This window comes from Parachlamydia sp. AcF125, from assembly GCF_018342475.1.
In the GTDB taxonomy this organism is placed as follows: Bacteria; Chlamydiota; Chlamydiia; order Chlamydiales; family Parachlamydiaceae; genus Parachlamydia.
On the sequence record NZ_JAEMUD010000001.1, the window covers coordinates 976,029 to 991,125 of the forward strand.

8 protein-coding genes and 1 pseudogene are annotated in these 15,097 nt (G+C 38.3%); 5 read left to right on the forward strand and 4 right to left on the reverse strand.

Annotation, left to right across the window (positions count from 1 at the left end; all coding sequences use genetic code 11):
• The first annotated feature begins 583 nt into the window (after positions 1 to 583).
• Both PARA125_RS03830 and PARA125_RS03835 read left to right on the forward strand, forming a co-directional pair.
• Positions 584 to 4,183, forward strand: coding sequence for a DUF648 domain-containing protein (locus PARA125_RS03830; RefSeq protein WP_213157380.1), 3,600 nt, complete (start codon positions 584 to 586; stop codon positions 4,181 to 4,183).
• 813 nt (positions 4,184 to 4,996) lie between these two features.
• On the forward strand, positions 4,997 to 6,748 hold the full coding sequence (locus tag PARA125_RS03835; protein WP_213157381.1) for a hypothetical protein: 1,752 nt from the start codon (positions 4,997 to 4,999) through the stop codon (positions 6,746 to 6,748).
• 189 nt (positions 6,749 to 6,937) lie between these two features.
• Here PARA125_RS03835 and PARA125_RS03840 read toward each other — a convergent pair whose 3' ends face one another.
• The 4 genes and pseudogenes from PARA125_RS03840 to PARA125_RS03855 form a co-directional block, all read right to left on the reverse strand.
• Complete coding sequence (locus PARA125_RS03840) at positions 6,938 to 7,711, reverse strand: hypothetical protein (RefSeq protein WP_213157382.1); 774 nt, start codon at positions 7,709 to 7,711, stop codon at positions 6,938 to 6,940.
• The gene (locus PARA125_RS03845) at positions 7,708 to 8,679 is read right to left on the reverse strand and encodes a hypothetical protein (protein ID WP_213157383.1); all 972 of its coding nucleotides are present in this window, start codon (positions 8,677 to 8,679) and stop codon (positions 7,708 to 7,710) included. The genes PARA125_RS03840 and PARA125_RS03845 overlap by 4 nt, the downstream gene beginning before the upstream one ends.
• Before the next feature lie 429 nt (positions 8,680 to 9,108).
• Positions 9,109 to 9,933: pseudogene (locus tag PARA125_RS03850) on the reverse strand (IS5 family transposase).
• Between the two features lie 297 nt (positions 9,934 to 10,230).
• On the reverse strand, positions 10,231 to 10,830 hold the full coding sequence (locus PARA125_RS03855) for a hypothetical protein (protein ID WP_213157384.1): 600 nt from the start codon (positions 10,828 to 10,830) through the stop codon (positions 10,231 to 10,233).
• A 1,456-nt stretch (positions 10,831 to 12,286) separates the two neighbouring features.
• Between PARA125_RS03855 and PARA125_RS03860 the strand changes: the two genes are divergently transcribed.
• From PARA125_RS03860 to PARA125_RS03870, 3 genes are all read left to right on the forward strand, one after another.
• Positions 12,287 to 12,487, forward strand: coding sequence for a hypothetical protein (locus PARA125_RS03860; RefSeq protein ID WP_213157385.1), 201 nt, complete (start codon positions 12,287 to 12,289; stop codon positions 12,485 to 12,487).
• Between the two features lie 575 nt (positions 12,488 to 13,062).
• Positions 13,063 to 13,353, forward strand: a complete 291-nt coding sequence (locus PARA125_RS03865; RefSeq protein WP_213157386.1) for a hypothetical protein — start codon at positions 13,063 to 13,065, stop codon at positions 13,351 to 13,353.
• Between the two features lie 458 nt (positions 13,354 to 13,811).
• Positions 13,812 to 14,723, forward strand: a complete 912-nt coding sequence (locus tag PARA125_RS03870) for a DUF648 domain-containing protein (RefSeq protein WP_213157387.1) — start codon at positions 13,812 to 13,814, stop codon at positions 14,721 to 14,723.
• Positions 14,724 to 15,097 lie beyond the last annotated feature (374 nt).

A 15,097-nucleotide genomic window follows, 5' to 3' on the forward strand; every position in this document is an offset into this window, starting at 1 on the left:
TATTTGAGCAGATAGCAGTATAAATGGCTTTTGAAAGCCTTTAAAAAGAATGAAACAAGCATCTTATACACAATCCTCTTACGCTAGCATAGAGAGGTAAATTAATAAAACCTACTGAGTAAAAGTAAAAAATCGGGCTCAAAATTTAATAAAAGTACAGACGAGAAATAGCTTAATATCTATTCAGGTTACTTGGTTATTTAAAGGCAGTATGCCATTAGTAAATGGCCTGTAGATTTATTAGAAGGCTAGTTTAGTTGCTCTAAAATCAGGAGATTTTTAAATAGCAAAGAGCTTTCTTTTAAAAAAGATAGGAATTTGTCAAGTTAGAAATCAGTAGGGGCGAGTAGGGTGTTGGAGGCATTCTTATCCTGGCAGGTACCTTAGAAAAAAACGACCTACCTCAAATAAAATGAGCGCAGATGAATTAACACGTGTAAACTTTCTTAGTAAAATAAGAATGGGTTAAATCGCTGAACATTAAAACCAAATTTTTGTTGAAATTTATTCGCTTGGCCTTTAGTTTTAACAAAAAATTTTGTTAATGCAATAAATTCTAACAACTTTATCCCTCGGAGTTAACATGGAAAAAATCTCTTTTTTTACAGCAATTAAAACTCCCAACACCCCTAAATCAGCCGGGCTATATTTACTTGAAAAGGTCGATAGCTATTTCTACCTAGGGGGGAAAAAAGCTACTGTGATTTCTGCCAGGGGAAAAAACTTAGAACTAAGCTTAGTGAATGAAAAAGTTTCTTCTTTTGCCATTGCCTTAAAAGTTGCCTCTTATTGTACCCTCCTTTTGCCTGCTTTAATGCTAGCTGCTAAAGTTTTGCTGCGCTATAAATACCGTTTTTGTCTTCACGTAAAATTGCCAGAAACCCCGTCTGCCACAAAATTAAAGCCCATAACTTTAGAAGAAAGAAAAATTGCTGCAGTAGCCAAGATTCAAAATGCCTACAGAAAGTATAAACTCGCAAAAGAAAGGCATTCTTTATTTTTACATTTTTTAGATGGCCGTAAGCAGGCTTTTTCTATCTTTAATGAAGAGAGTTTGAGGAATTTTTTAAAGATAATTGCTGAACATTTTCATCTCCATCCTCATTCACTAAAGATAACCTTAAACAATTTATCAACTAGTCAGGATGAACTAAAAAAAATCTTCCAGCTTTTAGAAAATGCAGCCAACTTCGAACCTTTATTATTTAAACTCTCTAAATGGGTAAAGGGGCAGATAATCGTTAAGCCCAAGCCAGTAAGCGCGGAAGCTTTACCTGATGGAAAGGCTCGCTTTCTCTATGGCAATGGCATCGTAGAAGAATTCATTCTGGACTGTACTGCTTATCAAGGCTGCCGTTATTTTCCAGACGGTAAAAGAGAGGTAGGGAAATTTGACGAGGAAACAGGCGAGCTAAGAGCTGGCTATCGCATGCAGAACCATGAAGTCCTCGAGTTAATTAAAATAAACCATACGCTAAATGTAACATTTCCAGATAATAGCGTCCTCAAAATAAATATTAGCAAGCTAGATGATCTTAACGCCTGTCTGGATAAAATAGTTGAAAATTTCCAATTTAATCACCAGGCCGTAAAAGCGGAGTTTTCTTCTGCTGAAGATAACGGTAAATTCGAAGAGATTTTCCAATATGTTGCCCATGCCCACCAGCTTACCTGCCTTATTTTCCACAGTTCATCTTTCCGCCTTTCTACTTACTTCCGTGGCAGCATTCTACTCAAGCCTCTGAAAATTGAGGAGCTAGCTAATGGCAAAATTCGAAAAATTTATCCAAATGGCACCATAGAAACATTTATTCGCGTAGGAGAGCAATATAAGGGGACAAGAATTTATGCGGATGGGAAAAGGGAAAAAGGATTTTTTGATCTTCAATCAGGCCAACATGTGTTTGGATTTAAAGTGGAAAGGGATGGACATATTGAACTTGTCAACATGGTATATAAACTAAGTGTAGTATTTTCAAAGTGCCCCTTAAAAGATTTTCATATTTCGAACTCAAGCCATATTGGCACTTTTTTGGGTACCATAGCCGAGCAGATCACCTCTACCCCTCCTTCAATTATTGTTGAATTTGATACAATCGCTGCCTATTCCTCTTATTCCAGGAGATTTGTTAACATTTACAATGAATCCCAATTAGAGATATGTATAGAAAGTTTTAAGAGGTTGACTTCGGATCGTTTTGACATTTGTCGGTATGGCGATTCTCGTTTAGCCGTTCAACCCAAGCCTCTTAAAACTGAAAACCTAGCAGAAAGTAAAATCCGACGTGTTTATGCGAATGGAGTCATAGAAGAGTTTTCTTTAGCAGAAAAAGAAGATTGCGGCTTGCGCAGCTTTCCAGAAGGAAAAACAGAAGAGGGAACTTTTCATAAAAAAACAGGCATGCTCCTTGCAGGATGTCGAATGGATAAGGGAGGGATAAAAGAGGAAGGAACTTTCGATGAAAGGACAGGCCAACTTACCGCAGGGGCTAAAAGCCAAAATGGGGAATTTTATTACATTAACCCCTCTTCTTTACTTTACTATTTTCAATCAAAAGGGCCTAATTTTAAAATTTGCATTATTGAAAACCAATTAGCAGTTTTAGAATCTACTCCCACTGAGAAAGATACTTACACAAAAAGTAAGCTCCCTATCGAGTCAGTTCTCCTAAAGCTTAGCGAAAGGCCTAAAAGCAGTGCAAGCCCCCTATATCTTCAAAACAAAGGCTTATTGCCTGTCTTGGCTCACCCCTCTTTCCAAGAAAAGTTAAAGCCCTTTATAGCTTATGTAGTAGCATCCAATGAAGAGGGGGTACCGCGGTTATTTAATTTCTCCGATTTAGCAGCTAAGGACATCCTAAAGATTGCGGCAAAAATTAAGGAGATTGATTTTGATCCGCAAAAATTAATCCATCCTTCTTCAGGAAAAAATTTTATCTTGCAAGCTGCATATTGGGGAAACCTTCCCCTGTTAGAAACTCTTATTCAATTATTTCCACAATCTTTTCTAGCATGTGGCCAGGACGCTATTGCAGAAATGCTAAAAAAACGTCGTAGAGATGCCATGTTTGCAGTAGCTGAGAAGTATGAAAAGCTAGGCGGTACGCTTGATATGTTCCATCAGTTGTGGCTAGCGGTCGCTTCCCAAAAGAAACCCACTCCAGAGTTTAGGGAGGATTTTCGCTCACTGACGCCTAGTCAGCAGCGCTTTTTATACGATGTCGCCTTTAAGTATGAGAACCCCTTTATTCACGAACCTCCTGATACACCTATGGCTCCCGAACAATTCTCGGTGAACTTGATGTGGATTAACAAAAGCAAAATGTCAGATGAGCAAGAGTTCTTACTAGGGAAAGGAAGCTCCCCTGAAGAAAGGTTGTTAGATTTTCAAAACAGCTTTGTAAAGCCTATTGCTAAATGGGCTACCAAAAATCCTAATAGCACCATCCACATTTGGATAGATAGCGAGATGGCCACCCCGAAAGCGATAGAAAATTCTCGCCAAATGCTTTTAAATAAATTAAAAGATGTCGCGCATGGGCAAATTTGCTTCAGAGATGTACGCTCTTTAGAGCTAGTGCAAACTTACCCTGAAGTTTTTAGCGAAAAGTTTCCCGTGTATTTTCGGGTCGATTTGCTAAGAGCTATAGCCGCTGACCATGTCTTGAGAGCTAAAGAAACCAAATTTTTCGTTTACGGAGACCTTGATATGAAGGCTCTTTCGTCTCAAGAACTGTTCGATAAAAAAACGGTAGAGTTCCTCAATGATTATGGCTTTGTAATGTCTAAAAATTCCCGCGGTTACGAAAATGGATTTCAAATTTTGAATGGAGAAAATAAGCAATTCATGGCTTCCCATCGGCATGTGATCATTGACCTTACGATAGACATGGCTTTGAAAAAACCCAAGAAGATAAAAGAGCAACAAATTTATGACACTTATAAAATAATGCTTGCCCATTTTTTACATGAAGATGGAAGATACGGCAAAGCGGATATAGAAAGTCTAGCGGAAGGAAAGAATCCAGCCAAATTTTTCAGAAGGGATCGCTTTGGGTCTTCTTCTATTTGGCTTGTTGGCGATAAAACAATCGACCTCCCAAAGTTGCTCCCTACAAAACCTGTGCGCATTCCTACGTCGCATTTTTTTTGGAGTTCAATAACAGATGAGAGCTTAGAGTGATAGGCTTCGCAGCTTTAAGAATAGAGGAGAGCCTTTGAATCAAGCAGCCTAACGCGTAATGCGAAGGTTGAGGATAAAAAGGTTCTCCTTTTGTTAACTACAAAGCAAATAGGTGCTAGTTGATTGGCTTGCTCTCGATAAATTAATCCAAACAAAATTAGAGGGCTATATAAAAAGTTTAGCTCAAACAAAGGAACACGAGTATACGAAAATTAAGATTCGCCGAAGAGAAAATTATCAAAATAACTGAAGAAGGCAAACTTCCGAATAGGCCTATTTTTTCATGGCCTATATTTCAATTAAACCTTCTTTTGCAAATTTTAAATTAATGTCTGTCCTAGTCAGGATCTTCTTACTGACAAACAAATGGGCTCTCAATAGAACAGCGGGTGATTTATCAACAAGCCCTTTACCTATGAGGATGCCATTGTTCTAGCCTCGAATGTCAAATTTATAGGGGCGGATATCTTTGGTTATAAAGCCAAATTTTTGCAGCTATCTTTCTCTACTTTTTAAAAACATTCCGTTTTTCTTCAGCAATTTTTGACATTTCAGCTGCCCTTTCGCTGAACCTAAGGGGGGATGGCAAACAAAGGGGTTGAGAATTATCTTTAAATGGTATTTTTACCAATCTCACGGATGAGATTGGAGAGGCTTTTGCAAGGTTTGGGGTTATTTGCACGAACTTTCCTCATTCCTATGAGAAAATGAAAGAAAGTTGCTTAAAATTTCAAAGAATTAGGCTTTAAAAAATTAAATAATATGTGTTAATGGTTTGAAAAATTCATCTAAACGAGATTTCAGGAGATCCCTATGCAATGTTCTAGCAAGCCCCATAACTTTGTCGATGGCAATTATGATACATTTATCCATAACTACGAAAAAGGAAATTCAAAGACAGAGGGAGAACATAAGGTTTGCCTGATTGCCGCAGCCGCTTTTAGCGATATGTACCTGGATAATAAATCGGCAACCATTATGAGCTATCACCACAATATGCCCTATTACTCTGGCGCGCTCCCTGTCTCTATCTTGACACATTCAGGAATCACTGATGTGGGCAACGCTCTTCAAGCTCGATATGCTTTACTTAGGGTGCGAAATGGAGATTGCACCTTAACGGTAAGCCAAGAGAATTACGTGGCTTTAACCAGAGATGCTGCCCATAAAAATACCCTTAAGAAAGTTCGAGTAGTTTTTTACTATAACCTAAAATGCTTGGAAGCGAAGAAAAAAAAGTTCTTAGGATCGATGGAGATAAGCTCTTTCTCCTCTGACGATGAATACATCTACCACTATTGCCAAGCGGCTCATAGGGCTCAGAAGATTATAGGAGGGGCTATCTTTAAACAAACTCGCACGCAGCTTATCCCGCGTGGCAAAAATTTGTCGGCAGGGAAACGAGTTAAAAAGTTTTTTAGCAATGTATTAGAGCGGATTGATGATGGAGCTGATAATGCCCTAAGCCATGCAGTCTATGTTCCGAATTCTTATAGAACAGATCTTCCTTACGACATTGAGAAAAATATTTCCTTGCCTGAGGAGCAAAAACGGCTATCGGGTGAATTCATTGATTTGCCATTTTATATCCCTAGAGATGTGGAATTTGATTCAGATTCTTCTTTGTCTGATTCGTCCGAATTAGAAATAACTAACCATGAAGAAATCTCGGAGAGTCCTACCGCGCTAGGATCTCACCGAGGTTCCTCAGCAAGCTATTCGCACGCACCTGCTCAAAAATTACCCATCACTAGCTTTTTCGAATGCGTAGAAAAAATCACCTCTTCCCTGGCTAAAAAGGGGTTTAACTGGGATAGCAATGGGAAAAAAGGGGAAAAATTTAATATATCCATGCATTTTCGCCGCCCTCAAGGTCACCCTGATGGGGTATTATTAAACACTTGGATGGCAGAGAATCCTAGGGAGGAGAGCGTGATGAGAGGAGCTACTGCATACTATGGGGTTCCCTTTGACGTAGAAATAGCTTTTGCAGATGGGACTAGAAAACAATTTAAATATATTTACCGCTCGTCAGTCGAGGTTCCAATTGGGCAGCCAAAAAAAGTATACGCCTCTGAAGCGGGCGTTGTTGCGGCTAAATATGCCCCTAAAACGCCGCAAGAAGCAAGGGAAAGTAGCAAGTATAAAGCTTACTTAGAAGCTTTAGGGATTCGTCATGCCATTAAAATCTCCCTCAATGGTGGCTCAGATAAATCTGTAGAAGCAAGGAATAAGCTAAGGGAAATTTTGGACAAGGGATATTGTTTTGATTTTACAGCCCATAACACATTTACCGATCCTACATATATCGATGGGTATGAAACAGAGTCTTTCAAAAAGAAATCACTGCTTTGCCTGTCAGTAGGAACTTCTTTTAAAGATCGAAATGGGATCAAGTTGAATCTTATACGTACGTTTTATGAAGTAAGAGGAGCTGAACCCAAAAGGTTCTTACGTGTCCCAAAAGAGCAGGTAAAAGCAGCAAAAAAACTAAAGAAAAAGTTAATCAGAGGGACAGAGAAGACAAGCTTGATTCATTTAGCCATGGATTATGCCGAGTCTTAAACACGCTCTCCTATGCCTGGATGAGGAGTTTGCCGGGGGGGGGATCAGCCAAACGGCGAGCATGCGGCCTACAGTTTGGATTTAATAAAATTAAAGAGAATAACAAAAGGTAGGGCCATTTATGTCTGCCCGGCTAAATTCTACAGGTTTAAACATCTTTTATAGGGGGCAATCCCAAGCGTGGAGTTTCTATGATTGGTTGCTAGGAACGGAGTAAATACTGCTAAGATTCTTTACTATTTCTTCAACCTTCACATTTTTTAGTCCTAGACTTTTGAGATCAATCGATGTGTCATTTCTTAAATGATCTAAAAAAGCTTGCATATCTTGTTTAACTGATTGGGCAAGAAAGACATGCTGGGAGGGGATCAATAACTGATACAAACGAAGGACGTCATTTTTGTGTTTCCGAATGTCTTTATGATCGATTTTCATGCCTATATTCCTTCGATTATTAAGGTCTAACCAAGCTCGCGCTTTCAATGGGATTAGATGAGCGGCACCTAACACAGAAAGGCCGCCTAGCTGCAGCTTTCCTGTATGGATAAATTGGTAATAATCTTCATCGAGCAAAATTGCCGACAAGCTTGAGATTGCTTCATCCGTAGGAATAGGTGTCAAATAGCTATCAGGAGATAATTTGACTGTATCTGGAATGCGAGAAAAAAGTTCAAGCATAGGAGGAAAATCATAAGTACTTGGCGAATTGAAGCGGTAAAAAATCTCCTTTCCTGTGCTTTTTTGCCGATTTTGATAGCCGCCTGCCTTAATAAATTGCCAAAAAGCCTCGATAAATTCTGCCGTTAATGCCTCGACATATAAAACAATATCTAGATCCTTTGTAGCGCGAAACTCTAGTCCCACATTTTCCATAATGAGCATACAAGCTGAGCCGCCAATTAAAACATACTGGTTTGCAAAAGATAAGAAATGCTTCTTAAAATGTTCCAGTCCATTCATCATCTAATTCTCTTCATCATTTCTTCTAATGCAGCTTCCACCCTCTCATCTTTGCTTTCCTGCAAGCTAAGATAAAGGGAGAAGGGATCGACAATACCATCTTTTGCAAATAGTCCAGGATCATAATTCCAAATTTCCAATTCAGTCATAGCTCCTTCAGAGGATGGTAGCTCTTTAACTCCACATCTTTTCAAAACTTTCCAGCGATCGGGGCCTATAGCAAAAACTGGAATGGTAGGAGCGTTTAACATAGACAAACGTGAAAGAGCGCTTAAGCCAGCGATACTTAATGTTTCTTTTTGAATTAACCACGCCCGATATTTAAGAGGAGATTTTAAGAACAATTTGGCTTGTTGCCATAATGCTTGTCTTTCTTCTCTAAAATACCACCAACGTTCTTTTCCCTTTCTTATCACTTCGCCAAGATTTGCCGCTTGCAATTCATCAAATGCTCTAGTTATCGTCATTAATGAATATCCTAACTTTTGAGCAAATTCTGAAACCGTCAACCCTTCTATTGTTTTATTAAGCAAAGTATAGATGACTACAGCCTGTGTTGCCGGGCTAAATGATTTCACTGAGTAGTTACGAGATTGTTTAAAATGCTCTCGCAGATCGATTCCAAGATCTGGCAAATACATTTGATTTCCAGGGATAATAAAGGGGACTTGATGCTCAATTAAACGCTTACGGTTATAAGCAGAAATGGTGGGTTGCATATAGATACACACACCCTCCCATTTTTTTTGGATTTGCTCCCACTGTTTTCTAATGACAGCTGGAGTGGCTTCTAGGCTTTCTTTAGCCAGCATCATTAAGCAAGTACGTTCCAATATAGACATTTCGTAAAAGTCATATGCCTCCCTTAAGAAGAAAGGAAGCTCATCCTTCTCTTTCCAAGGATGTAGTTTAACTTTTACATGAAGAACTCTCTCCATGTAGATTCCCAAATTTTCCAGCGTAGTATTCAAGAAAAATCTCCTCTTAATCGCATATATTTTGCATATTAACATCTTAGTTGTTATTGTGCAAACTTACCGTTAACATTTAAAGGTATTGCGTAGAAACCATAGGCTTAAGATAAAAAGTATCCATGGCGCTTTGCAAGCTGCTAAATAAAGCTCGCTTGTCGGTTAAAACAAAAAAAGATAAAAACCAAAGATTCCCAATGAATGTAAGGGGAAAACTAGATGTTCAAAGAAAAGGGCGAATTTTGCACTACGCTGAATAAATAAAAATTAGGCTTAAAATGTGTGGATACTTTGGTATTTCGCGAGACCCATTTTATCGAGAGGAGCATGCATGCAAAGAGAAAGGAGGACAAGAACTCATCAATAGTAAGCCTTGCCCTCAAAACCCCAAGTCTCGCTACCCAAAGGCATTAAATCTCTTGCATAACCTTAATTTCGTAACTCCCAATTATAGATTCCTGCGATCAAGTTAAACCGTAGCCAAAACCTTTTTCGTCGATTTCGATAGCGATCAGCAATGATTTTGAAACGCTTAAGCATGCCAATCACATTTTCATTCAACACGCGTTCACTAGCCAATTTTTGGTTGTTTTTCTTATCTGCTTTGCTTAAGGGAGTTTTTTTGGTTTTCTTCTTAGGCAATTCGCTACGCGCCTGAATCTTTTGAAGCCCTTGATAGCCAGTATCTGTAAGCGTTTTAATCCCTTGGATGCATGCGTGTTTTGGACTCCTTAAACAGCCGAAAATCATGTTTTTTCCCATTAGAAAAGGCCGTGCAGATAATTTTTTGACTCTTTTTATCCACCACCTGGCTTTTTATGGTGTGCTTTTTCTTTTTTCCGGAGTAGTAATGCCTTTGTTTTTTTTGGGGCGTTCGATAGGCGTTTCTGTAGCATCCATAAGCACTATCTCGTACTCAATATCACTCTTTAAGAGCTCTTTACGTCCAGGTAAAGCAAAATCAGCGTGCTTAATGAGAGTATCTTCAATCCAACGAATGTTGCGATAGCAGGCACTTTCTGAAATTCCATAAGAGGCTGCCACATGGAAATAAGTGCGATATTCTCGCATATATTCAAGGGCCATCAGTAAGCGGTCCTTCATCTCAAGATGGTTCGGTTTACCGCCCAGAGCTTTCTTCTTTGCTTCAGCTTCATTTAAAATACCTATCATCTTTTCAAAGGTTTGCTTTTTCACTCCTGTTAACCGACGAAATTCTTCGTCCTTAAATTCTTTCAACCTTTCGTACTTCATAGTAAAAATCTCCCTAAAATTTTTACTATTTTATCCAAAATGATAAGTTATGCAAGAGATCTATTCTCTTTCTAGAAACCTTTAAAGACCAGCCATTTATATATTAAATTTTTAGGTTTTTTAAAAAGAAGAGCTTTAGGTATTTTCTAGCTGTTTTACTTTATAAAATCAGGAAAACTAAATAAAACGATTTAATTTTCCTGATCTTTATGGGCTTTTACTAAAGCGGTCCAATAAGGTGGCTTCCCACCCGGGTAGCCAAATATACCGCAAATCTTCCGGCTGATTACAAGCCTATTAATCTTTCTTTTGCTCTTGGTCTGCCCGGATACTCTCTATAGTAGACTCTTTTAAGGCAGTGGCGATTTCAAAGGCTAAAGAGCTGTAAGCCTTATTTATTTCCGTAGATTCATCATACAAGGAATGCAAGCTTGCATTGATTTGTTGGTGCAAGGCCATCCTTTGAGCTATTTGCTCGGGCGGGATATCTTTTAGCTTTTCTAGCATTTCCTTGGCTTCACTAAAGCTTAAAGCTACTTTTTGTGAGGACTGGGTGGCTAATTTCTCGCTATCTTCAGAAAAAGCTTGGGGCATTATTTCCTGAAGGGCAGGCGGAAGCTGTAAAGGATTTAGGCTGGGAGAAGAAGCTTGATATTGAGGTTGTTCATGAGCAACGGGACTAAAAGAAGTAGAAGAAGGTGCATAGGAGGGAGGCCGAAAAGAAGGAGTTTTAAAAGAGGGAACTTGAAAAGAGGGAACCTGAAAAGAGGGAACTTGAAAAGAAGGGGGAGAACTCCAGGTACGAGTATTCCAGTTAGTAAAGCTCGGCTGGGATGCAGAACTAGAAGTTATGGAAGCGCTAAGGTTGCCTGTCGAGTCATTATTAGTAGGTTGCATAATAATTTTCCTTTTACAGTAAGTTAACAAATTTTTGGGATTTATTTTTAATATAAATTGCACGTTGCTCACTTGGAACAAAAGTTGTCTTCACTCCTATTTTTTAATGAAAAACAAATTTAGGGGCTCGAGGCCTTTTTTATTTAGTCAAAAGATCCATCTTGGATTATTAAACTACAACCTGTGCTAATTAACATGATTTTAAAATTGATTATTAACCAATTTTAACAGGCTTCATCTTAAAACAAAATAATTATTTAATTTTGGATCGAGATTTTGGTTAAACAACATCTCAGACAATTCACGCTAACTGAAACCGCTATAAATTTCTAAAATGAATAAAAAGGCTTGTTTTTCCATATTTAGTCTTTAAAGACAAAACCAAGAGAACAAAGCGATGAAAATAGAAACCTTAGCGATTTAAGCCCTTTTTGAACGGCTGTATCTCTCTGTTTCGGTCTATTACCGTAAAAAAAAGACTGAACTGTGGAAAGCTGTGGAAAGCTGTGGAAAGCTGTTGGAAGTGTGGAAATTAATTCAAAGAAAGCGACTTATCTAAATTTTTAGCTAATGGGCAGCCAAGAAAGAAGAAAGCTTTTTTCTCGAAAGCTTCAATTTTTGGTAAAAAATAAAACCTCTTCCTAATAATCATGCTCTTTCCTAGCTTCGTACCAAAACATTGCAAGGAAAAATGTTTATAAAATGACTTTATTGGCATGTGGTCTTGAAACATGTCTGGACAAATAAGCTAATTGATTCCAAGTCGTTTAAAAGGATTAATCCAGCCCAGCAAAGGTCTAAAAACCCTCCCAGCAAAGGTCTAAAAACCCTAGGTAAGTCTAAAAAGTAAGAGTTTTTATGGCTTCAATACCAGTATCACGCCGCTTTGATCAAAAAGGAACAAAAAAATTTGAAGGCGCACAACGGCGATTATAAAAGCAGCATTATCTATAGAAAAGGCATTTTGCTGCTTAAAATTCTCTTTATGCCTATTTATGCGCTTGCTCATACTGTTCGCATTAAAAGCTAAAAGAATGAATGTCTTGCATTTCTACCCTTATTAGACACGCTTGTGGAAGCGCTTACTAGTTACTGGATTTCCCGGATGTTTGAGAAAGTGCCTCTCTTGATAAAGCGCATATCTGGCGGCATAAAGGAGCTAATTATGAACCTAAATCTTGGTAGGAAATATGTTTACCGGCTTCAAACCTTCCTTTTCAACAGCTATTCCTAGGGGAGTTAGCCTGCAGAAGGAAAATACACAAGCTGCTCTTCTTTAGGTCTCTTTAGAAATTGATTTTTCTTTCCTTTAGTCTATCTTTTTTATTTATTGCTTTTTATTTTTTTAAGTAACACATTATTGCTTGTAGGTATTTTTTTTTCATTCGCGCACTAATTTACATACTAAGTAAATAGTAGCGATTATTGTTAAATACCAAATGAAATGAGTGAGAGTATGAGTATTAATGTAAAGATGACAGCATTTATTGATGCCAGTGGCCAAGTTAGCAATATAATCAACTCAGGAGAAGCTGCAGTTGGCTACATTGAGAGTCGCGACGCTACAATTAACCAGAAGTTTATCGCTTGTATGGAATGTTTGTCCCAGACTCTTCATACCAAAGGAGCCTTTAAGGAAAATGCAAAAGCATTTTAAAGGAAAAAATTTTGGAGTTAGCCAAAAAAGAACCTGCCGAAGCATGCCAAGCTATTAAAGCTAGCCTAATCAAATAGAAAGAGAAATTATCTCCTACTATCAAAAAAATAAAGTATTTGACAAATGGCCTACCCCTACAGCCCCATCCAGTAGGTCATTATTTCAGAAAATTAGGTCACCATCTCTTTGAAACTTATGGAAATAATAGGAATTTAGATGCTACGTATCTTTTAGGTGAGGCTACAGCCTCTTTTACCAGAACTGTACCCTCTATTTTTTGGCCTTACTTCTATTAAAGGGGTGGAAGCCTCATGCTTTTGCCAATCGCCAACTCTGTTTTTCAAGCACTTGGGGACAAGCCTTAAGTTTTTAAGGGGATCGCTTATAAAAAGATGAAAGTTTATAACTTGGACGAGTGAGCTAGAATGAGGGATAGCTTTATCGCCCTACTAAAAAAATTAACAATTTTTAAGGTTTTAAAGAGTGCTATAGGAGAAGAGGGGAGGAAATGATGAATTATATCTTAGGGTGTTTCAGGCCTTATCAAGAATATAGAGGTTTAGAAAAAAAGGGGGATGATAGAGGAGTTGCAGCAATGGATTGAAGCCCATCCGGCAGATAATTCAATTCAAAGGCTATCTACAGCGACAGCGGTTAATAAGTACGTGAAAGGGCTTTTAGATAGCTTAAGAAGAGTTCCCGTGACGTCTTCAAATATAGAGACGTTGAAAAAGCATTTGGTTTTGATTGCCCAGCAAAATGATGGGGTCCGGCGCAAGTTAATTAAAGGCATTTCTTGCCTTAAGGCGGAGGAATCTCTGCGCTCTGAGTTGGAAGTCAAGCTAATTCTCACCTGTGTACATTAGCCTAGTTAAAAAATAAGCAACTGTGTTTAACCCTCAGAGATTCCTCGCGAGGCCTCCGTTAAAGAGATTTGGGCTTTGGAGACGGTGTTGTCATCAGGCTAAAGTGCTGATTGAGGACTAGCCTTTCCCTCCTTTTTCCTTTCTAATTCCTTTGGAGTTAAACCTTGCCCTATCAAATATCTTTCATTGTCCGCCTTCTTCTTTTCTCTTGTGATGCTTAACATCTACACAGGACCATTGAATTTGTGGTTTTGTTTAAAGGGAGAGCCTGTTAGAACAGCTATTTTCATAATCTAAACTTTTTAAAATTTTTAGAATTAATATGTTTAGTCTTTTCACCAGCCAACAAATGCTCTAAAGTGAATAACTTTATGAATTGAGTTTAAAAAAGATTTGCATTATAATTGTTTTTTTAACTTGGAATTAGATAGAATAAGAGAGAGATAAGGAGCCTAAAAATGGATAAAATTAATTTTTTCACTCCCGTTAAATCTAGCGACTCGGCTAAATCTTTTAAACTTTTTCTGCTGGAAAAAATAGACGGCTATTTTTATCTAGGAGGAAAAAGAGCCGAGATCCTTTCTATTCCGTCACAAGGGTGTGCGATAGAAGTCAAATTAGTGAATAGCCGATGTTCCTTATTAGCAATAGCGTTAAAAGTGGCCTCTTATTGCACCCTCCTCATGCCAGCTTTAGCGCTAACGGCAAAAGTTTTTCTGCGCTCAAATTATGATTTTTATATAGTCCATGGGGAAAAACTATCTGGCGCTAATCTTAATTCTTCTAATGCTTCTATAAAAAATGAGAATCAAGGGGGCCAGCCCAGCTTGAAACACCCCTCGGCAGCTAAGGGGTCGGCCACTTCCGAGAAAAGTGAGCCTCTTTCAGGGGCCCATTCTTTTCTGTGCTTTGTGGTAAAAAGCATTGCAAAGATGAGTGCTCTTTTTTCCAGCTCTAAGGGTAAAGAAGATTACCCTACTATAGAAGGGGCTAAGAGGAGCCAAGAGGAAAAGATGATAATTAACGAAACTCAAGATTTAAAGGCTCAAAATGAAGTGATGACTGCTCAAATTGAAAAGCTTCACTCTTTTGTTAACAACGATCCTGATTTGAAACGCACTTTTGTTGTCTGCTTGCGTGAAACCCAAGAGATTTTATTACCCCCACCTGTAAAGGATAACTCGCCTCCTCATCCTAACGAAATAGTAGAAGCTTGGGGTCAAGAGATGCAGCAAGCGAATTATTTAGATAGTGTGAAAACGCGCGTTAGGGATTTTTTAGATAAGAATCCTGCTTTTTGGGAAATTCTTCGAAGAAAAATAGAACAAGGAAGTTCCTTTCCATCTACACCGGCAATTGATTGGCTGTAATTCCAAGGAAATCTCTTATAGGGGGGTAAGGAGGGGTATACGGCTGAGTATTTTTAAGGAATGCAGAAGATGGCCACTTTTTATGCAGCTTTATAAGAAGGGAGAAAACTTTAAGGCAAACTTTTAAGAGATAAATTTGGAAACGAAAATTCTATGCAAAGGCGTGAAGTGGATTTTTTGGATTTCTCCTACAATTCGATGGAGAAACACTGCGTATTTCTATCAAAGTTTGTATAGAAGCGGTTGAGGAACAGGAGTAGGACCTTTAACAAATACCTTAGGCCTGCTTCTTGATACCTAGTAATTGCTTTTCAAGCCGTATGAGTGTCAATTATTACGGCTTTAACATCTTCCCTAAATTTGAATAAGAGGTC

Bases quoted from the DNA above. Each gene is read 5' to 3' on its own strand.
- PARA125_RS03830 (WP_213157380.1), top strand. From the start codon at position 584: ATGGAAAAAATCTCTTTTTTTACAGCAATTAAAACTCCCAACACCCCT.
- PARA125_RS03835 (WP_213157381.1), top strand. From the start codon at position 4,997: ATGCAATGTTCTAGCAAGCCCCATAACTTTGTCGATGGCAATTATGAT.
- PARA125_RS03840 (WP_213157382.1), bottom strand. From the start codon at position 7,711: ATGATGAATGGACTGGAACATTTTAAGAAGCATTTCTTATCTTTTGCA.
- PARA125_RS03855 (WP_213157384.1), bottom strand. From the start codon at position 10,830: ATGCAACCTACTAATAATGACTCGACAGGCAACCTTAGCGCTTCCATA.
- PARA125_RS03860 (WP_213157385.1), top strand. From the start codon at position 12,287: ATGAGTATTAATGTAAAGATGACAGCATTTATTGATGCCAGTGGCCAA.
- PARA125_RS03865 (WP_213157386.1), top strand. From the start codon at position 13,063: ATGATAGAGGAGTTGCAGCAATGGATTGAAGCCCATCCGGCAGATAAT.
- PARA125_RS03870 (WP_213157387.1), top strand. From the start codon at position 13,812: ATGGATAAAATTAATTTTTTCACTCCCGTTAAATCTAGCGACTCGGCT.